The 18,615-nt window shown below is 68.5% G+C and carries 16 protein-coding genes; 12 read left to right on the plus strand and 4 right to left on the minus strand.

What is annotated here, in order from left to right:
- Positions 1-104 precede the first annotated feature (104 nt).
- From AC23D6_RS00795 to AC23D6_RS00810, 4 genes are all read left to right on the plus strand, one after another.
- Positions 105-2,969 (plus strand): M16 family metallopeptidase, encoded by a 2,865-nt coding sequence (locus AC23D6_RS00795; protein ID WP_487750963.1) that lies wholly within the window; start codon positions 105-107, stop codon positions 2,967-2,969.
- 105 nt (positions 2,970-3,074) lie between these two features.
- On the plus strand, positions 3,075-3,392 hold the full coding sequence (locus AC23D6_RS00800; protein ID WP_487750964.1) for a DUF4156 domain-containing protein: 318 nt from the start codon (positions 3,075-3,077) through the stop codon (positions 3,390-3,392).
- 133 nt (positions 3,393-3,525) lie between these two features.
- Positions 3,526-4,542: a 3-oxoacyl-ACP synthase III gene (locus AC23D6_RS00805; protein ID WP_487750965.1), complete on the plus strand. Its 1,017-nt coding sequence runs from the start codon at positions 3,526-3,528 to the stop codon at positions 4,540-4,542.
- A 67-nt stretch (positions 4,543-4,609) separates the two neighbouring features.
- Positions 4,610-5,515 (plus strand): alpha/beta fold hydrolase, encoded by a 906-nt coding sequence (locus tag AC23D6_RS00810; protein ID WP_487750966.1) that lies wholly within the window; start codon positions 4,610-4,612, stop codon positions 5,513-5,515.
- Between the two features lie 110 nt (positions 5,516-5,625).
- On the opposite strand, the gene AC23D6_RS00815 is transcribed toward AC23D6_RS00810, so the two are convergent.
- The gene (locus AC23D6_RS00815) at positions 5,626-6,006 is read right to left on the minus strand and encodes a YkgJ family cysteine cluster protein (protein WP_487750967.1); all 381 of its coding nucleotides are present in this window, start codon (positions 6,004-6,006) and stop codon (positions 5,626-5,628) included.
- A gap of 180 nt (positions 6,007-6,186) precedes the next feature.
- On the opposite strand from AC23D6_RS00815, the gene oleC reads away from it, so the two are divergent.
- The 5 genes from oleC to ubiB all read left to right on the plus strand — a co-directional run bounded on the left by oleC (position 6,187) and on the right by ubiB (position 11,548).
- Complete coding sequence (gene oleC, locus AC23D6_RS00820; RefSeq protein ID WP_487750968.1) at positions 6,187-7,830, plus strand: olefin beta-lactone synthetase; 1,644 nt, start codon at positions 6,187-6,189, stop codon at positions 7,828-7,830.
- Positions 7,827-8,828: a 2-alkyl-3-oxoalkanoate reductase gene (gene oleD, locus AC23D6_RS00825; protein ID WP_487750969.1), complete on the plus strand. Its 1,002-nt coding sequence runs from the start codon at positions 7,827-7,829 to the stop codon at positions 8,826-8,828. Before oleC ends, oleD begins: the two co-directional genes overlap by 4 nt.
- Positions 8,829-8,983: 155 nt before the next feature.
- On the plus strand, positions 8,984-9,142 hold the full coding sequence (locus AC23D6_RS00830) for a DUF1328 domain-containing protein (RefSeq protein ID WP_487750970.1): 159 nt from the start codon (positions 8,984-8,986) through the stop codon (positions 9,140-9,142).
- A 115-nt stretch (positions 9,143-9,257) separates the two neighbouring features.
- Positions 9,258-9,899, plus strand: coding sequence for a ubiquinone biosynthesis accessory factor UbiJ (locus AC23D6_RS00835; RefSeq protein WP_487750971.1), 642 nt, complete (start codon positions 9,258-9,260; stop codon positions 9,897-9,899).
- Entirely contained in the window at positions 9,896-11,548 is a 1,653-nt protein-coding gene (gene ubiB / locus AC23D6_RS00840; RefSeq protein WP_487750972.1) for a ubiquinone biosynthesis regulatory protein kinase UbiB, read from the plus strand. Before AC23D6_RS00835 ends, ubiB begins: the two co-directional genes overlap by 4 nt.
- Before the next feature lie 76 nt (positions 11,549-11,624).
- Here the strand turns inward: ubiB and AC23D6_RS00845 are convergent, their stop codons facing one another.
- Complete coding sequence (locus tag AC23D6_RS00845; RefSeq protein ID WP_487750973.1) at positions 11,625-12,017, minus strand: hypothetical protein; 393 nt, start codon at positions 12,015-12,017, stop codon at positions 11,625-11,627.
- Between the two features lie 139 nt (positions 12,018-12,156).
- Between AC23D6_RS00845 and AC23D6_RS00850 the strand changes: the two genes are divergently transcribed.
- A complete protein-coding gene (locus AC23D6_RS00850; protein WP_487750974.1) occupies positions 12,157-12,723 on the plus strand; it encodes a type 1 glutamine amidotransferase domain-containing protein in 567 nt (188 codons plus the stop codon).
- 13 nt (positions 12,724-12,736) lie between these two features.
- On the opposite strand, the gene AC23D6_RS00855 is transcribed toward AC23D6_RS00850, so the two are convergent.
- Positions 12,737-13,183 carry a hypothetical protein gene (locus AC23D6_RS00855; RefSeq protein WP_487750975.1) on the minus strand — a complete coding sequence of 149 codons (447 nt, stop codon included), beginning with the start codon at positions 13,181-13,183 and terminating at the stop codon, positions 12,737-12,739.
- Positions 13,184-13,367: 184 nt separating this feature from the next.
- Here AC23D6_RS00855 and AC23D6_RS00860 point away from each other — a divergent pair, with 184 nt between their 5' ends.
- On the plus strand, positions 13,368-14,165 hold the full coding sequence (locus AC23D6_RS00860) for an endonuclease/exonuclease/phosphatase family protein (RefSeq protein ID WP_487752535.1): 798 nt from the start codon (positions 13,368-13,370) through the stop codon (positions 14,163-14,165).
- Between the two features lie 739 nt (positions 14,166-14,904).
- Here AC23D6_RS00860 and AC23D6_RS00865 read toward each other — a convergent pair.
- Complete coding sequence (locus AC23D6_RS00865; protein WP_487750976.1) at positions 14,905-17,688, minus strand: M16 family metallopeptidase; 2,784 nt, start codon at positions 17,686-17,688, stop codon at positions 14,905-14,907.
- 82 nt (positions 17,689-17,770) lie between these two features.
- On the opposite strand from AC23D6_RS00865, the gene AC23D6_RS00870 reads away from it, so the two are divergent.
- A complete protein-coding gene (locus AC23D6_RS00870; RefSeq protein WP_487750977.1) occupies positions 17,771-18,499 on the plus strand; it encodes a pseudouridine synthase in 729 nt (242 codons plus the stop codon).
- Positions 18,500-18,615: the final 116 nt, after the last annotated feature.

Here is an 18,615-nt window from a genome sequence, read left to right on the forward strand (position 1 = left end):
CGCATAGGCCATCCGTCATGGCTTGTGGCCTAGTGTAATGAGCCGGGGCGACGGTTAGCATCGAATGTTCTGCTTGCCCATTCAGCATGACTAAGGAGTGTCCGATGCGCGTTTCCCGCCGGCCCCGCGCCGCCCTGCTTGCCATCGCCCTGTCCGCCGCGCTCGGGGGACTGGCCTATGCGCCCGTGCCCACGTACGCGAAACCGGCCGCCGGCGCCGACGTCGTCATCCCCTACGAAGAGTTCACCCTGCCCAACGGCTTGCGCGTGATCGTGCACACCGACCGCAAGGCGCCGATCGTGGCGGTGAACATCTGGTACCACGTGGGCAGCAAGAACGAGACGCCGGGCCGCACCGGTTTCGCCCACCTGTTCGAGCACCTGATGTTCCAGGGCAGCGAGAACCATGCCGGCGAGTTCTTCACTCCGTTCGAGCTGGTCGGCGCGACCGACCAGAACGGCACCACCAACCAGGACCGCACCAACTACTTCCAGAACGTGCCCACCACGGCGCTCGACATGGCGCTGTGGATGGAGTCCGACCGCATGGGCCACCTGCTCGGGGCGATCGACCAGAAGGCGCTGGACGAACAGCGCGGCGTGGTCCAGAACGAGAAGCGCCAAGGCGAGAACCAGCCCTACGGCCGCCGCATCATGGCGCGCATGTTCGAGGCCCTGTATCCCGCCGGCCACCCCTACAGCTGGCAAACCATCGGTTCGATGGCCGACCTGGACGCCGCCACCCTGGACGACGTGAAGACCTGGTTCCGCAGCTGGTACGGCCCGAACAACGCCGTGCTGGTGCTCGCCGGCGACATCGATGTGGCCACGGCGAAGGAGAAGGTGACCCGGTACTTCGGCGACATCCCCGCCAGCGCCACGCTGGCCGACATGAAGGCGAACATCCCCACCCACGCCAAGGACACGCGCGAGACCATCCCTGACCGCGTGCCGCAGGTGCGCCTGTACCGCGGCTGGCCGGTGGCCGAGATGGGCTCGAAGGACGCGGCGCTGCTGGACCTGTTCGCCCAGGTGCTCGGCGGCAGCGCGGCCTCCCGCTTCGACACGCGCCTGGTGCATGGCGAGAAGATCGCGGACCAGGCCAGCGCTTACCAGTGGAGCAGCGAGATCAGCGGGACCTTCTTCCTCGTCTCGACGGTGAAGGAAGGCGTGGATCCGGCGAAGGTCGAGAAGGCGCTGGACGAAGAACTCAAGCGCCTGATCGCCGACGGCCCGACCGCCGACGAGCTCGAGCGGGCCAAGGTGGCCGGCCGCGCTTCGTTCGTGCGGGGCATCGAGCGCATCGGCGGGTTCGGCGGCAAGTCCGACGTGCTCGCGTCGTGCGCCGTCTACCAGGGCACGCCCGACTGCTACAAGGAAGAGCTCGACATCCTCGCCAACGCCACCGCGGCCGAGGTGCAGGCGGCGGCGAAGAAGTGGCTGGCGGGCGCGTCGCACACCATTCTCGTGCAGCCCAGCGAGACCCCGGCGTCCGCGCTGCCGGAAACCGTGTTCGCCGCACCGGCGACCACGCCGGCCGCCACACCCAAGGTCGATCCGAAGTTCAAGACGGTGAAGACCGACGTCGACCGCAGCACCGGCGTGCCGAAGACCACGACCTTCCCCGACCTGAAGTTCCCCGCCGTTCAGCGCGCCACGCTGTCCAACGGCATGCAGGTCGCCCTGGCCGAGCGCCACGAGACGCCGGTGGTGCAGATCAATGTCGAGTTCCCCGGCGGCTACGCGGCCGACGTGGGCAAGAAGCTGGGCACCGCGAGCTTCGCGCTGCAGATGATGGACGAAGGCGCGGGCGACTACAGCGCACTGGCCTTCGCCGCGCGCAAGGAAGCCCTGGGCGCCGAACTGAGCACCGGTGGCGGGCTGGATTCGGCCTCGGTCGGGCTCTCCGCGCTGACCGAGAAGCTGGCGCCGTCGCTGGACCTGCTGGCCGACGTGCTGCGTCGTCCGACCTTCGACGCCGGTGAGATCGAACGCGTGCGCGCCACCTGGATCGCAGGCATCAAGCAGGAGAAGGCGCGCCCGCAGACCGCCGCGCTGCGCACGCTGCCGCCGCTGCTGTACGGCGCCGGCCATCCGTATGCGATTCCGTTCACCGGCTCGGGCACGGAAGCGTCGATCGCGTCGCTGACCCGCGAGGATCTGGTCGCCTTCCACCGCGACTGGCTGCAGCCCGACCAGGCCCGCATCACCATCGTCGGCGACACCACGCTGGCGCAGATCGTGCCGCTGCTGGAAGCCCGCCTGGGCGACTGGAAGGCCGCACCCAACGCGCCGAAGCTGGCCGCCGTGCCGACGGTCGCCAATCCGAAGAAGCCGCGCGTGTTCCTGATCGACCAGCCCGGCGCGATCCAGTCCAACGTGTATGCCGCGCAGCTTGTGCCGCCCACCGGCGACGCCGGCACGATCGACTTCGATTTCGCCAACGGCGTGCTCGGCGGCCAGTTCAGCTCGCGCCTCAACATGAACCTGCGTGAGGACAAGCACTGGGCGTACGGCTCGTACAGCGGCGCGCGCAACACGCTGGGCCAGCGCCCGTGGTGGGCCAGTGCGGCGGTGCAGAGCGACCGCACGGCGGACTCGATGAAGGAATTGCAGAAGGAGATCAGCCAGTTCGCCACCGGCCAGGCCCCGGCCAAGCCGGACGAGATCGCCAAGATCCGTGCCGCGAACACCCTGGAACTGCCGGGCGCCTACGAGACCGCGTCCGCCGTGCTCAGCCAGATCGCGTCCAACCAGCGCTACGGTCGCCCGGACGACTACATCGTCCAGTACAAGGCCCGCAACGAAGCCATCGGCGCGGCCGATGTGGCCAAGGCTGCGGCGACGCTGTCGCCGTCCGCGCTGACCTGGGTGGTCGTGGGCGACCTGTCCAAGGTCGGCGCCTCGGTGCGCGCGCTGCAGCTGGGCGAAGCGGTCGAGCTGGACGCGGACGGTAAGCCGAAGAAGTAAGACGGACCCGGCCGCCGCTCCTCCTCCGAGGGGCGGCGGTCGGCCCGGATCGATTCATCCGGCATCGGCCAGAATGGCCACGACTCACATTCCAAGGTGACCCCGATGCGTCTTGCCCTGCTTGCCGCCGCTTCCACCGTGCTGTTGTCCGCCTGCACCTGGGTGCACCTTGCCCCATCGGCGAAGAACGTCCGGGTCATCCCCGGCGGCGCGGCGCCCGCCGGCTGCGAGAAGCGTGGCGAAGTGTCGGTGTCGGTCAAGGACAGCGTGGCCTTCTACGAGCGCAACAGTCTTCGGGTCAGGGACGAACTGGAAACGCTCGCCCGCAACGAGGGCCCCGGCCTGCAGGCCGATACCTTGCAGCCGCTGGGCGACCCGTCCAACGGCGAGCAGCGGTTCGCGGCCTTCCACTGCGGGCGATAAAGTGTGATGAAAGTCTCATTTAAGGCCGGGCCACCGACCGTGGCCGGACCGGGAAAACGCGTAAAGGTGCGGTGAAGACGGGAAGTCGTTACCCTTGTCGCCCCCTTCCGCCTGAGCCTTGGCGCTAACCTCGATGCTCTTCAAGAATGTCTCCATCGCGGGACTGGCGCATATCGATGCGCCCCACACGCTGACGTCCGACGAGATCAACGCCCGCCTTCAGCCCACGCTCGACCGCCTGGGCATCAAGACGGACGTCCTCAACGACATCGCCGGCGTGCATGCCCGTCGCCTGTGGGACGCCGACACCCAGGCCTCCGACGCCGCCACGATGGCCGCGCGCAAGGCGCTGGCCGACGCCGGCATCACCGCCGACAAGGTCGGCCTGGTGGTGAACACCTCCGTCAGCCGCGACTACCTGGAGCCGTCCACCGCCAGCATCGTCTGCGGCAACCTGGGCGTGGCCGAGCATTGCCAGACCTTCGACGTCGCCAACGCCTGCCTGGCCTTCATCAACGGCATGGACATCGCCGCCCGGATGCTCGAGCGCGACGAGATCGACTACGCGCTGGTCGTCGATGGCGAGACCGCCAACCTGGTCTATGAAAAGACCATCGAGCGCCTCAACGGGCCCGACATCACCGAACAGCAGTTCCGCGACGAACTGGCCGCGCTCACCCTGGGCTGCGGCGCGGTCGCCATGGTCATGGCGCGCAGCGCGCTGGTCCCGGACGCCCCCCGCTACAAGGGCGGCGTGACCCGCTCGGCCACCGAGTGGAACAAGCTGTGCCGCGGCAACCTCGACCGCATGGTCACCGACACCCGCATGCTGCTGATCGAGGGCATGAAGCTGGCCAACAAGACCTTCGCCGCCGCCAAGATCGCGCTGGGCTGGGCGGTGGACGAGCTGGACCAGTTCGTCATCCACCAGGTCAGCCGCCCGCACACGCAGGCCTTCATCAAGTCCTTCGGCATCGATCCGCAGAAGGTCATGACCATCTTCACCGAACACGGCAACATCGGCCCGGCGTCGGTGCCGATCGTGCTGAGCAAGCTGAAGGAGCTGGGCAAGCTGAAGAAGGGCGACCGCATCGCCCTGCTCGGCATCGGCTCGGGCCTGAATTGCACGATGGCCGAAGTGGTCTGGTGATTCCGGCCACGTTTCGTATCCAGGGGGCCGGTTCGCCGGCCCTTTTCTTTGACGGCGGCGACGCACGATGAACCTTCCCGGCTATCCCTCCCATCCGCAGCGCTTCGAGGTCCGCCCGGGCCTGTCGATGAACTACCTCGACGAAGGCCCGCGCGACGGCGAGGTGGTGGTGATGCTGCACGGCAATCCGTCGTGGAGCTATTACTGGCGCACGCTGGTGGCGGGGCTGTCGGACCCCGCTGCTGACAAGCGTTACCGGTGCATCGTGCCGGACCACATCGGCATGGGCCTGTCCGACAAGCCCGACGACAGCCGCTACGACTACACGCTGCAGTCGCGCGTGGACGACGTCGCCGCGCTGCTTGAGCACCTCGGCATCACCGGCCCGGTGACGTTGGCCGTGCACGACTGGGGCGGCATGATCGGCTTCGGCTGGGCGCTCTCGCACGCCGCGCAGGTCAAGCGTCTGGTGGTCACCAACACCGCCGCGTTCCCGATGCCCGCCGCGAAGACGATGCCCTGGCAGATCGCCCTCGGCCGCGACTGGACGATCGGCGAGTGGATCATCCGCGGCTTCAACGCGTTCTCGGCCGGTGCCTCGTGGATCGGCGTGGAGCGCCGCATGCCCGCCGACGTGCGCCGTGCCTACGTGGCCCCGTACGACACCTGGGCCAACCGCATCTCCACCATCCGCTTCATGCAGGACATCCCGCTGGGTCCGAAGGACAAGGCATGGCCGCTGCTCGAAGCCGCCGGCAAGGCGCTGCCGTCGTTCGCCGACCGGCCCGCGTTTCTGGGTTGGGGCTTGAAGGACTTCGTGTTCGACAAGCACTTCCTCGACGGCTTCCGCGCCGCGCTGCCGAACGCGGAAGTGCACGCATACGAAGACGCCGGCCACTACGTGCTGGAAGACAAGCACGAGGTCCTGGTGCCGCTGATCCGCGACTTCCTGGATCGTCATCCTCTGGATTGATCCTTCGGAGCGAGGCTGGACACGTTCTTGCTGTAGAGCGGAGCTTGCTCCGCTGCTCTTCGCGCAACCCTGCAAGAAGCAGCCGAGCAAGCTCGGCTCTACGCCGGCCATCAAAGCTCCGGCAACGGATTCTTCTCGGCGTCCACCACGCCCACCCAATCCGCCTCAACAAGCAATGGCAACCCATGCGCCAGCCGCGCCTTGTCGCACTGCGCGCTGCGTTCGCCGAATTCCAGCGACGCCGGCACCAGCGCGCAGACCGACGGCCGCCGGTCGTGGATCGTGCAGCGGCTGTAGCGGCCGATGTCGGCATCCAGGGCCACGCAGCGCGGGTCCTTCTGCGAAGTGCCGCGCATCACCCGCTCGTGCACGCGCAACGGCTCGGTCAGGTCGACCGGCACCACGCCGCCCTGCTCGGGGTCCGCTTCACTCCAGTGGAAGCTGACGCGGAAGTGGGCGCAGCAGGCGCCGCAGGTCAGGCAGGGATGCATGGGCGGGTACGGGGTGAAGAGGAGCGAGTGGAGAGGAACGAGGAACGAGTGGAGGGAAGCGAGAAGCGCATGGTAGCGGGACGGCTATCCTCTGGCTCGTTCCTCGTTCCTCGTTCCTCGTTCCTCGTTCCTCGCCCCTTTCCCTCGTTCCTCGCGCCGGCCTTGGGCGATAATCGCGGCATGTCCGAACCCTGCAACATCGCCGCCAGCCTGCCCAGGCTGGCCCGCGAGCAGCCCGACCGCGTGGCCATGCGCTGCCCTGATGGCGCCGGCCGCTACACCCGCGAGCTCACCTATGCGCAGCTCGACGCCCGCAGCGACGCCATCGCCGCCGGCCTGGCCGCCTACGGCATCGGCCGCGGCAGCCGCACGGTGGTGATGGTGCGACCCACGCCGGAGTTCTTCCTGCTGATGTTCGCGTTGTTCAAGGCCGGCGCCGTGCCGGTGCTGGTGGACCCCGGCATCGACCGGCGCGCGCTGAAGCAGTGCCTGGACGAAGCCGAGCCCGAGGCCTTCATCGGCATTCCGCTGGCGCAGGTCGCGCGCTGTGTGCTGGGCTGGGCGGCGTCGGCGAAGAAGATCGTCACCGTCGGCACGCGCTGGGCCTGGGGCGGCACCACGCTGGCGAAGATCGAAGCGCGCGGCCGCGGCGCGGGTCCGCAACTCGCGGCCACCGCGCCCGACGATGTCGCCGGCATCCTGTTCACCAGCGGCTCCACCGGCGTGCCGAAGGGCGTGGTGTACCGCCATCGTCACTTCGTCGCCCAGATCGACCTGCTGCGCAACGCGTTCGGCATGCAGCCCGGCGGTGTCGACCTGCCGACGTTCCCGCCCTTCGCGCTGTTCGACCCAGCCCTCGGGCTGACCTCGGTGATCCCCGACATGGATCCCACCCGGCCCGCGAGTGCCGATCCGAACAAGCTGCACGCGGCCATCGCGCGCTTCGGCGTTACCCAGCTGTTCGGCTCGCCGGCGCTGATGAAGGTGCTCGCCGACCACGGCGCGCCGCTGCCCACTGTGCAGCGCGTGACCTCGGCCGGCGCACCGGTGCCGCCGGACACGGTGGCGAAGATCCGCACGCTGCTGCCCGAGGGCGCCCAGTTCTGGACGCCGTACGGCGCCACCGAATGCCTGCCGGTCGCCGTCATCGAAGGCCGCGAGCTGGAATCCACACGTGTCGCCACCGAGGCCGGTGCCGGCACCTGCGTGGGCCGCGCGGTGCCGCCGAACGAGGTGCGCATCATCCGCATCGTCGATGCGCCGATCGACGACTGGAGCGACGTCGAGGTGGTGCCCAATGGCGAAGTCGGCGAGATCACCGTCGCCGGGCCGACCGCCACCGACACCTATTTCCGCCGCGATGCCGCCACCCGCATCGCGAAGATCCGCGAAGCGCTGCCCGGCGGCGGCGAACGCATCGTGCATCGCATGGGCGACGTGGGCTGGTTCGACGACGAAGGCCGGCTGTGGTTCTGCGGCCGCAAGACGCAGCGCGTCGAGACCGCCGACGGTCCGCTCTACACCGAGCAGGTCGAGCCCGTGTTCAACACGCATCCGCAGGTCCGCCGCACCGCGCTGGTCGGCGTTGGCGAAGCGGGCCGGCAGCGGCCGGTGCTCTGCTACGAAGTGATGCCCGGCGCGGTCGTCGACCGTGCGCGCATCGAAGAAGAGCTGCGCGCGATCGGCGCACGCCATCCCCACACCGCGCGCATCGGCACGTTCCTGCCGCACCCCGGCTTTCCCGTCGACATCCGCCACAACGCCAAGATCGGCCGCGAGACGCTGGCCGCGTGGGCCGCCACGGATAAGGAGCAGCACGCATGAAGATCCTCGTTACCGGCGGTGGTGGCTTCCTGGGACAGGCGCTGTGCCGCGGTCTGGTCGAGCGTGGGCACGAGGTCATCAGTCTCAACCGCCGCTACTACCCGGTGCTGCGCGAACTCGGCGTGGGCCAGGTGCAGGGCGATCTTGCCGATGCGCACGCCGTGCATCACGCCGCCGCTGGCGTGGATGCGATCTTCCACAACGCCGCCAAGGCCGGTGCGTGGGGCAGCTATCGCAGCTACCACGACGCCAACGTGGTCGGTACGCAGAACGTGCTCGATGCCTGTCGCGCGCACGGCATCGGCCGGCTGGTCTACACCTCCACGCCCAGCGTGACCCATCGCGCCACCCATCCGGTGGAAGGCGGCACCGCCGACAGTGTGCCGTACGGCGAAGGCTTCAAGGCGCCGTACGCGACCACCAAGACGATCGCCGAGAAAGCCGTGCTCGCCGCCAACGACGCCGCGCTCGCGACGGTGGCGCTGCGCCCGCGGTTGATCTGGGGCCCCGGCGACCACCAGATCCTGCCGCGGTTGGTGTCGCGCGCGCGCGCCGGGCGGCTGCGCATCGTCGGCAGTGGCGAGAACCACGTCGACACCACCTACATCGACAACGCCGCGCAGGCGCATTTCGATGCCTTCGACCACCTCGCGCCGGGCGCCGCCTGCGCGGGCAAGGCCTATTTCATTTCCAACGGCGAGCCGTGGCCGATGCGCAAACTGCTCAACGCGTTGCTGGAAACGGCGGGCGCGCCGCGGGTGGACAAGCACCTCTCGTTCAAGGCAGCCTACCGCGTGGGCGCGGTGTGCGAAACGCTGTGGACGGTGCTGCCGCTGAAGGGCGAGCCGCCGATGACGCGTTTCCTCGCCGAGCAGCTGAGTACGGCGCACTGGTACGACATGGCGCCGGCGCGCCGCGACTTCGGTTACGTGCCGCGTGTTTCGATGGACGAAGGGTTCGCGCGTCTGCAGGCGTGGTTGCGCGACCATCCGGTCTGACGAAGGTCGCTGAAGAGGCGCTCCTTCACGCGTGGATCACGACGCTTAAGCGTTGCCTGCTGCGCCCGCGTGATGCTCACGCGGCAATGACTTGCAGCATTCCAGCATGGCGCCACCCCCGGTCATTACGGCCGCACGCCAACAGGAGTTCCGCCATGCTGCACTACGCCGTCATCTTCTTCGTCGTCGCGATCATCGCGGCCGTCCTGGGTTTCAGCGGTATCGCCGGCGCCGCCACCAACATCGCGTGGGTGCTGTTCGTCGTGTTCCTCATTCTGGCCATCGTGTCGATGCTGCGCGGTCGACGCGTCTGACCCATCACCATCTCTCTCCGCCGGGGCGGCAGGAGGCCGCCGCGCCCGTCCAGTCCGGCAGGATGCCGGTGCATGGACGGGCAGGGCGCACGGGCTTTGCCGCTAGAATGACGGCATGGACCTGTCCCCGTTCGATGCCCTGAAGCCGCTGGCCGGCCGCGCGCTGGAAACCGCGCTCAATCACGCCCTCACGCTGGACCCGGACACCGAGGCGGCGCTCCTGCCGCTGGAAGGTCGTCGTATCCAGCTGCGCATCGATGCACCTGCGCTGGCAATGGACATCATCGTCGGCGGTGGCCGGTTGCAGGTAGGGCCCGCCAGCGAGGTGCTCGACGCCGACCTCGCCGTGCGCAGCACGCTGGGTGGCCTGCTCTCGCAACTGCCGTTCTTTCGCCGCGACGACGCCGCACCGGTCGGCAAGCTGCACGTTTCCGGCGACGCCGACCTCGCGCGCCGACTGCAGACGTTGGCCACGCGTTTCGATCCGGACTGGTCGCTGCCGTTCACACGCGTGTTCGGTGACGTCATCGGCGTGCAGGTGGCCAACACGGTGCGCGCCGGCCTGCAGCAGGCGCGCGTGATGGCCGGCAACTTCGCCGAAAGTGCCGCCGACTACGTCACCGAAGAATCGCGCGACGTGGTCGGCCGCGCCGAACTCAACGCCTTCCACGACGACGTCGATGCCGTGCGCGACGATGTCGAGCGCCTGGCTGTGCGGGTCGGCCGCCTGGCCGCCCGCGTGGAGCACCGCGCATGAAGTCGGTACTGCGGGCCAGCCGCATCGGTCGCGTGCTGCTGCGGTACCGCCTGGACGACCTGCTGGACGGCACGCCGGTGGAGCGCTGGCTGCGGCTCGCGCGTCCGTTCGTGCCGCGCGCCTCGGCGGCGATCGCGGCCCAGCCGCGCGGCGCGCGCCTGCGCCTGGCGCTGCAGGAACTCGGGCCGATCTTCGTCAAGTTCGGCCAGATCCTGTCCACGCGCCGCGACCTGATCCCGCCCGACATTGCCGAAGAACTGACGCTGCTGCAGGACCGCGTGGCGCCGTTCGACGGCGAGGTCGCGCGTGCGCGGGTCGAGCAGGAGCTCGCGCGCGATGTCCGCGACGCGTTCGAAACCTTCGACACCACGCCGCTGGCCTCGGCCAGCATCGCGCAGGTGCACGCCGCCACGCTGCCCGGCGGGCGCGAGGTGGTGGTCAAGGTGCTGCGCCCCGACATCGGCAAGCAGATCGCCGGCGATATCGCGCTGCTGGAGAGCATTGCCGCCGTCGTCGAGCGTACCCATCCGGCCGCCGACAAGATCCGTCCGCGCGAAATCGTCGCCGAGATCGAGAACACGCTGGCCGCCGAACTCGACCTGCAGCGCGAGGCCGGCAACGCCAGCGTGCTCCGGCGCAACTGGAACGGGTCGCCGGACCTGTACGTGCCGGAGGTGATCTGGTCGCACACCGCCCAGGGCGCGATGACGATGGAGCGCGTGCGCGGCATCCCGTCCGACGACATCGCCGCGCTGGACGCCGCCGGCATCGACCGCAAGGCGCTCGCGGCCAAGGGCGTGCGCGTGTTCTACCAGCAGGTGTTCCGCGACAACTTCTTCCACGCCGATGCGCACGCCGGCAACATCTGGGTCGATCCGGAGCGGAAGACCGATCCGCGCTTCATCGCGCTGGACTTCGGCATCATGGGCCAGCTCTCGCGCGACGATCAGTACTGGCTCGCCGAGAACTTCATGGCGATCTTCAACCGCGACTACCGTCGCATCGCCGAACTGCACGTGCAGGCCGGCTGGATGCCGTCGCACATCCGCATCGATGAACTCGAAGCCGCTGCACGCGCGGTGTGCGAGCCCTACTTCACGCGCCCGCTCAGCGAGATCTCGCTGGCCGAGGTGCTGGCCAAGCTGTTCCGCACCGCGCAGCGTTACGAACTGACCCTGCAGCCGCAGCTGATCCTGCTGCAGAAGACGCTGCTCAACATCGAGGGCGTGGGCCGGCAGCTGGATCCGCAGATCGACATCTGGGCCGTGGCCAAGCCGGTGCTGGAGCGGATCCTGCTGGAGCGCTACAGCCCGCAACGCGCCGCGCAGGAATTCCGCAAGCGCCTGCCGGAAATCATGACCCACGCGCCGGACATGCCACGCCTGGTGCACGCCTGGCTCAGCCAGCAGGTGGACGGCCGGCACGAGCTGTCGCTGCGCTCGAAGGACCTCACCGATCTCGCGCAGACGATGAAAGGCATGCAGCGCCGCGTCGTCGCCGCCATCCTCGGCGTGGGCCTGCTGATCGTGGCGGCCGTGCTGTACGGCCTGGAAGCCGGCGGCCCGAGCATCCTGTCGGTGCCCGCCTCGGCCTGGATCGCCGGCATCGGCGGGCTGTGGGCCCTGCTGGCGGCGTGGCCCAGGCGGTGAAGCGAGAAGTGAGTGAAGAGAAGTGAGGAGTGAGTAAAGGCGCTCGCGCTTTCGCTCATTCGTCACTCCTCACTCCTCACTCCTCCGCACTCGTTCCTCGCTTCACGACCAGCCACCAGCCCAGCCACACCTGCAGCGGCAGCGTCAGCAGGCAGGCGAGGGTGAACCAGCGCGGGAAGTCGTCCCACGCCACCACCGTCACGTACAGGTCCAGCGCCAGGTAGAGCACGAACAGCGCCCACGCATGCGCGGTCTTCGCCACCGCCGCCACGCCGACCATCAGCGCACTGCCCGCGACACCGGCCAGGCACACCCACAGCAGGTCGTAGGCCAGCCGCGCATCGCCTCCGGGCGGGAGCTGTAGCAGCGCCGAGAGTTCGCCGCCGGCCAGGTTCACCAGCGGCACGGCGACAATGGCCAGCGCGAGCGCCAGCAGGCTGCGCAGCACGACGCTCGGGCGAATCCCCATCGTCAGTCTTCCGATGATGAACAGGTATGCCATTGAAGCATGGCGTGCAGGCGCGTTGACACGCTCGCAACGATTCTTTCGCGCGTCGTGCGCATGGTGGGGGCTAGGGTGGGATCTCTTCTTCCCCCAGGAGTACGCCATGAGCCATCTGACCGGAAAACGCGTCGCCATCCTCGCCACGAACGGCTTCGAGCAATCCGAACTGACCGAACCGCTGCGCGCCCTGCGCGAGCACCAGGCCGAGGTCGACATCGTCTCGCTTGAAAGCGGCCGCATCCAGGGCTTCAAGCACTTCGACAAGGGCGACCAGATCGACGTCGATCACGTGCTGTCGGATGTCTCGCCGCAGGACTACGACGCGCTGGTCATTCCCGGCGGTCTGTTCAACCCGGATGCGCTGCGCGTCGATGAGCAGGCGCTAGCGTTCACGCGTGGCTTCTTCGAAGCCGGCAAGCCGGTCGGCGCGATCTGCCACGGCCCTTGGGTCCTCGCCAACGCCGACGTGCTCCAAGGTCGCACCGTCACGTCCGTGCCGAACATCCGCAAGGATCTGGAGAATGCCGGCGCGACCTGGAAGGATGACGAAGTCATCGTCGACAAAGGCCTCGTCACCAGCCGCACGCCCGACGACCTGCCCGCGTTCTGCGCCAAGCTGGTCGAGGAGATCGCGGAAGGCGAGCACGAGGGGCAGCGGCGTTCCGCCTGAACCGCGCGCGTCTTCAGTCGGGCCCGCGCGGCATGAACAGCGAGAACGCGAACAATGCGGCGCCAAAAAGAACGAGGACGGCGCCATAAAGCATGGAGCCTTCCTCGCTCACCCGCTCCATCAGTGGCCAGGCGCGCTTCATGCCGGGGTGCGAAACCCACATGGCCACCGGATGCAGGATGAGCAAGGTGCCCGCGACGATGCATGCGAGGCCGGTGCCGGCGCCCCAGAGACTTCTTGATCGACGTAGGGCTCGGCGGGCGTTGGATGCTGCGTGAGCTCGCTCTCCGCTGGCGTAGGCAGCGCGCTGTCGTTGGACGATGTCGGCCGCGGGCCCCGGTTCGGGCGGCGCGCCCTCACTGAAAGCCTTCACGTCGCTGTCGTTCTCGACGCCATCGTCCAGCAGGTCATCCACGGTGGTGTGGCGGCGCAGCCAGTGGCTCCCGCGTGTCTTCCGCATGGCTCCGCCCCGTGTCATGGCCCCGATTCATCCGCAGGATAGCGCCCGTGGCGTCGCCTGTGTTTCCGGCAGCCGTCGCAACCGACAGGCGCCCCATCGTCAGACACGATCCTGCGCGACAATGCGGGCCCCACCCGCGGAGATGCCCGTGATCCCTCGCTTGCTCATCCTCCTGCTGGCCTGCATGTTGCCATGGCAGGCACTCGCCGCCGACGCGCCGCTGCGCGTCATGAGTTTCAACATCCGCCTGCCGGCCGAGAGCGATGGCGCGGACTATTGGGAGACGCGCAAGCCGCTGGCGGTGCGCATGCTGCGCGAGCAGCAGCCCGACGTGATCGGCCTGCAGGAACTGGTGAAGTCGCAGGCCGATTACCTGGCGCGCGAATTGCCCGAGTACGCGTGGTTCGGCCGTGGGCGCAATGCCGATGGCGGGGGCGAGCACATGGGCGTGTTCTACCGGAAGGACCGGCTGAAGGTGGTCGAGTCGGGCGACTTCTGGCTGTCCGACACGCCCGACGTGCCGGGCAGCATCACCTGGAACCATCTCTACCCGCGCATGGTGACGTGGGCGTTGTTCGAGCAACGCAGCGACGGCAAGCGCTTCTACCTGTTCAACACCCACCTGCCCTACCGGGAGCAGGACGAAGCCGCACGCGTGAAGGGCGCACAGGCGATCGCGCGCCGTCTCGCCGCATTACCCGCTGGCGTGCCGGTGGTGCTGACCGGCGACTTCAACACGGCGCCGGACAGCCAGGTGCACGCCGTGCTTGCGCAAACGCTGCAGGATGCGTGGACCACCGCGCCGCGGGTGGAGGGCAGCGAAGCCACCTTCCACGCGTTCACCGGCACCGCGGACCGCCGCATCGACTGGATCTTCGTGCGCGGCGTGCAGCTGGAATCGATCACCTCGATCACCACGCGGTGGGGCGGACGCTATCCGTCCGATCACTTCCCGCTGCTGGCGACGCTGCGGCTGCCGTAGATCCGCGCTGGCGCTTGAAGCTCGCAGGCGAGGCTCGAGGTGAGCATGATGGAGTGCCAAACCTCATCGATGGCTTTCAGAGCCGTGCGGATGGAGCTCAGTGTGTGACAGATGGAGCTCCCGAGCTCCATCGATGGGCCTCCGAAGGCCATCGATCACGTTCCGAGCCCCATCGATGGCTTTCCGAGCCTTGCGGATGGAGCTCAATGTGAGACAGATGGAGCTCCCGAGCTCCATCGATGGGGCTCCGAAGGCCATCGATCACACTCCGGGCTCCATCGATGGCTTCTCGAGCCTTGCGGATGGAGCTCAATGTGAGACAGATGGAGCTCCCGAGCTCCATCGATGGTGCTCCGAAGGCCATCGATCACACTCCGGGCTCCATCGATGGCTTTCCGAGCCTTGCCGATGGCGCTCAATGTGAGACAGATGGGAGCTCGCAATGCGTTCCCTTCTCCCCGCGCGGCGGGGAGAGGGTGCCCGGAGCGCCTGCCCCGTACTTGATACGGGGGCGGATGAGCGGCGGGCGCGATGGTCGGTCACGCGGGATGTGTCGTCGCGGCCGCTTCTGGCAACAGGACGGGCGCGTTGTGCGCCGCCACTCCGTTCGCCCCTCACCCGCCTTCGGCACCCTCTCCCCGCACGCGGGGAGAGGGAACATCTGTGCGGGAAAGGATCTTTGCGAGCGCGAAAACGAAAACGGCCCCTTGCGGGGCCGTTCCGTGTCACGTCGTGGGGTTTACTTCGCGGGCGCCGCCGCCGGCGCACCGGCCTTCTTGGCGAAGTCGCCCGCCAGGAACACGCTCAGCGCGTCCGGCTTCAGGTGCTTGCGGATCGCGGCGTTCACCTGGTCCACCGTCAGCGCGGCGTACTTCGCGTCCAGGTCGGCGGTGAACTGCATGGTGCGGCCGTAGAACAGCTGGTCGGTCAGCATGCCGGCAACGGTGCCGTCCTCGGCGCGCGCCTGCTGGCGCTCGGTCAGCGTGCCGGCCACGGCGTCCTTCAGTTCCTCGGCGGTGATGCCGTCCTTGACCAGCTTGGCCAGCTCCTCGCGCACCAGCGCTTCCACCTTCGCCATGTTCTCAGGCGCGGCGATGGCCTGGATGCTGAAGCTGCCGGCGTCGTCCTTGCCGGTCAGGCTGTCGTCGGCGCGCACGCCGCTGGACACGCCGTAGCTCAGGCCTTCCTGCTGGCGGATGCGGTCGCCCAGGCGCGACTTCAGCGCGCCGCCGCCGAAGATGCGGTTGGCCACGACCAGCGCCGGATAATCCGCATCGGTGACCTTCAGCGGCAGGTTGTGGCGCGCCAGCAGCACGGCGTTGGGCTTGTCCGGCGTCTCGAAGCGCGCCTGCTTGGCCGCGACGTCGGTGTACTGCGTGGGGATCGAGGCATAGGGCTTGCCCGGGGTCCAGCCCACGAACAGCTGTTCCAGCTGCGTGCGCACGGCCGCGGGGTCGAAGTCGCCGACGATGGCGATCTCGCCGTTGGCGGTGCCGTAGAAGTCGCGATGGAACGCGCGCACGTCGGCCAGCGTCAGCGCCTTCAGCTCGGCCAGCGATTCGTCCAGCGTGCGGGCATGCAGCGGGTGGCCCACCGGCCACGGATCGAAGTACATCGCCAGCGCACGGCCTGCGATGGCGCCGGGCTCGAAGCGCGAGGCCTCCATACCGGTGACCGCCTGCGTGCGCAGCTGCTCGAACTCGCTCTCCGGGAACGCCGGGTGGCGCAGCACGTCGGCGGCCAGCGCCAGCGCGTCGGCCAGGTGCTCGCGCCGCGTCTGCAGGCCGATGCTCGCGCCCTGCAGGCTGCCGCCCACGCTGCCCTGGGTCTTGAGCTGTTCCAGGCGCTGGTCGATCTGTTCGCGCGTCATCGTCTTGCTGCCGCGCATCAGCATCGCGCCGGCAATGCCGGCCGCGCCTTCGCGGCCCTTCAGCGAAGCTTCGTCGGCAAAGCGGAAGTTCGCATCGACGATGACGGTGCCGCCGCGCGTCTTCTTCGGCAGCAGCGAGACCTTCAGGCCGTTGCCGAGGGTGAAGGTCTGGGTGCGCGCGTCGATGTTCTTCGGCGACGGATCAAACACTTCGCCCGCACTCAACGCGGCGCGGCCGGTGTAGCCGTCCACCAGGGTGGCCACGGCCGGCGCGGTGGGGATCTCCACGCGATCCGGCGTGGGCGTGGGCACGAAGCGGCCCAGCGTGCGGTTGCTGGATTTCAGATAGGCCGCGGCGACGCGGTTGACGTCGGCGGCGGTGACCTTCTCGACCGCGTCGCGGCTGGTGAACAGCAGGCGCCAGTCGCCGGCGGACTGGAATTCCGCCAGGCCCATGCCCACCGCGTTCACGTCGGTGAAGTACAGCTCATACGCGTTGCCGATGCGCTGCTTGGCTTCGTCCACTTCCTGCTGGGTGATCGGGCGCGCGGCGATCTGTTCGACCTGCTTCAGCAGTTCGGCCTCGGCCTTGGCGGCATCGCCGTCGTTGGGCACGACGGCAATCGCGGTGAGCAGGCCCGGGTCGCGCATGGATTCGCCGTTGGCCCCGGCCGCCGCGGCCAGCTTGGCCTCGACCAGGGTCTTGTGCAGGCGGCCGCCGGGCGTGTGGCCCAGCACGTTGGCCAGCACGCTGAGCGGCGCGCTGTCCGGGTGCGCGAGCGCCGGGGTGTGATAAGCGGCGGCGACCAGCTGCAGGTTGCCGACGCGGCGCACGGTCACTTCGCGCTCGCCGTCCTGCGCGGGTTCGGCGGTGTAGAAGCGCGGCAGCACGCGGGCGGGCTTCTTCAGCGGGCCGAAATGGCGCGCCACGCGGGCGAGCACGTCGGCGCTGTCGATGCGGCCGGCGACGATCAGCGTCGCGTTGTCCGGCTGGTACCACTGGCGATAGAACGCCTGCAGCTTGTCGATCGGCACGCCTTCCACGTCGCTGCGCGCGCCGATGGTGGTGTTGCCGTAGTTGTGCCACAGGAAGGCGGTGGAGCGGATGCGCTGGAACAGCACGCCACCGGGATTGTTCTCGCCGGCTTCCAGCTCGTTGCGGACCACGGTCATCTCGCTGTCGAGGTCCTTCTTGGCGACGTTCGAGTGGACCATGCGGTCGGCTTCCATCTTCAGCACCCACTCCAGCGTGTCGGTGTTGGCGGGGAAGGAAGCGAAGTAGTTGGTGCGGTCCAGGCCGGTGGTGGCGTTGAAGTCGATGCCGCGCTTCTTCATCTCGCCGCTGATGTCCGACTGCGTGGGCGTGCCCTTGAACAGCAGGTGCTCCAGCAGGTGGGCCATGCCGGTCTCGCCGTAGTTCTCGTGCACCGAGCCGACGCCATACACCAGGTTGACGGTGACGGTGGGCTTGGTGGCGTCGGGGAACAGCAGCACGCGCAGGCCGTTGGCCAGCGTGTACTCGCTGATGCCCTCGATGCTGGGGCCGGCGGCGACGCCCTTCGGCAGCGCGGCAGCGGCGCCGGCGCCGGCCGGCAGGCCCAGGGCGAGCGTGACGGCCAGGCCGAGTGCGACAATGAAACGGGGTGACTTCATCCTCAATCCTCCATCGGGGCCGCGTGCGTCCATCGCGTGCGGCGAAGGGCGAGTTTCGCAGATTTGGCAGGCACGAAGATTCATGGATTACGGTGAAATGACGGCGGACGACGGTGCACTACCGGTGCTGTACGTGGACGCGCAGATCGCGGTGGTCAACAAACCGGCGGGCGTGATGGCGCACGACAGCAAGCTGGCGCGCGGCGAGACGGACTTCGTTGCTGACCGCCTGCGCGTGCAGTTCGGCAAGCCGATCTTCCTGATCCACCGGCTCGACCGCGCCACCAGCGGCTGCCTGCTGGTGGCGTTCGACCGCGAAAGCGCCTCCACGCTGGGCAAGGTGCTGATGTCGCGCGAGGTGGAGAAGGACTACCTGGCCGTCTGCCGCGGCTGGCCGGAGCCGGATTTCATCGTCGACCACGCCATCGACGGCGGCCCGGGCAAGCCCGAGAAGAAGCCCGCGCTGACGCGCTTCGTGCGGCTGGCGACCGGCGAGCTGCCGTTGCCGTCGGGCGAGTTCGACACTTCACGCTACGCGCTGCTGCGGTGCCAGCCGGAGACCGGCCGCTTTCGCCAGATCCGCCGCCACCTGAAGCACGCCTTCCATCATTTGATCGGCGACACCAGCCACGGCGATGGCCGCCACAACCGCCACTTCCGCATGCAGGGCGTGCACCGCATGTTGCTGCACGCGGTGCGGTTGTCGTTCCCGCACCCGGTGACGGGCGAGCGCATCGAGGCGGTGGCGCCGCTCGATGCGGAGTTCCGCAAGGCGTTCGCGTTGTTCGGGTGGGAAGAAGATCTGCGCTAGCCATCGGTGGATGGGGGTGTTGGTGTGGGAGCGACGTAAGTCGCGATGGGTCACCGGTAAAGCTTCATCGCGACTTACGTCGCTCCCACACCCAGGTCCACACCGACACCAGGAAC

The sequence above is a fragment of the Pseudoxanthomonas sp. G3 genome, from assembly GCF_057654715.1.

Bases quoted from the DNA above. Each gene is read 5' to 3' on its own strand.
- AC23D6_RS00810 (WP_487750966.1), top strand. From the start codon at position 4,610: ATGAACCTTCCCGGCTATCCCTCCCATCCGCAGCGCTTCGAGGTCCGC.
- ubiB (WP_487750972.1), top strand. From the start codon at position 9,896: ATGAAGTCGGTACTGCGGGCCAGCCGCATCGGTCGCGTGCTGCTGCGG.
- AC23D6_RS00845 (WP_487750973.1), bottom strand. From the start codon at position 12,017: ATGGGGATTCGCCCGAGCGTCGTGCTGCGCAGCCTGCTGGCGCTCGCG.
- AC23D6_RS00795 (WP_487750963.1), top strand. From the start codon at position 105: ATGCGCGTTTCCCGCCGGCCCCGCGCCGCCCTGCTTGCCATCGCCCTG.
- AC23D6_RS00870 (WP_487750977.1), top strand. From the start codon at position 17,771: ATGGATTACGGTGAAATGACGGCGGACGACGGTGCACTACCGGTGCTG.
- AC23D6_RS00800 (WP_487750964.1), top strand. From the start codon at position 3,075: ATGCGTCTTGCCCTGCTTGCCGCCGCTTCCACCGTGCTGTTGTCCGCC.
- AC23D6_RS00850 (WP_487750974.1), top strand. From the start codon at position 12,157: ATGAGCCATCTGACCGGAAAACGCGTCGCCATCCTCGCCACGAACGGC.
- AC23D6_RS00835 (WP_487750971.1), top strand. From the start codon at position 9,258: ATGGACCTGTCCCCGTTCGATGCCCTGAAGCCGCTGGCCGGCCGCGCG.
- AC23D6_RS00805 (WP_487750965.1), top strand. From the start codon at position 3,526: ATGCTCTTCAAGAATGTCTCCATCGCGGGACTGGCGCATATCGATGCG.
- AC23D6_RS00830 (WP_487750970.1), top strand. From the start codon at position 8,984: ATGCTGCACTACGCCGTCATCTTCTTCGTCGTCGCGATCATCGCGGCC.
- AC23D6_RS00860 (WP_487752535.1), top strand. From the start codon at position 13,368: ATGTTGCCATGGCAGGCACTCGCCGCCGACGCGCCGCTGCGCGTCATG.
- oleD (WP_487750969.1), top strand. From the start codon at position 7,827: ATGAAGATCCTCGTTACCGGCGGTGGTGGCTTCCTGGGACAGGCGCTG.
- AC23D6_RS00815 (WP_487750967.1), bottom strand. From the start codon at position 6,006: ATGCATCCCTGCCTGACCTGCGGCGCCTGCTGCGCCCACTTCCGCGTC.
- oleC (WP_487750968.1), top strand. From the start codon at position 6,187: ATGTCCGAACCCTGCAACATCGCCGCCAGCCTGCCCAGGCTGGCCCGC.
- AC23D6_RS00855 (WP_487750975.1), bottom strand. From the start codon at position 13,183: ATGCGGAAGACACGCGGGAGCCACTGGCTGCGCCGCCACACCACCGTG.
- AC23D6_RS00865 (WP_487750976.1), bottom strand. From the start codon at position 17,688: ATGAAGTCACCCCGTTTCATTGTCGCACTCGGCCTGGCCGTCACGCTC.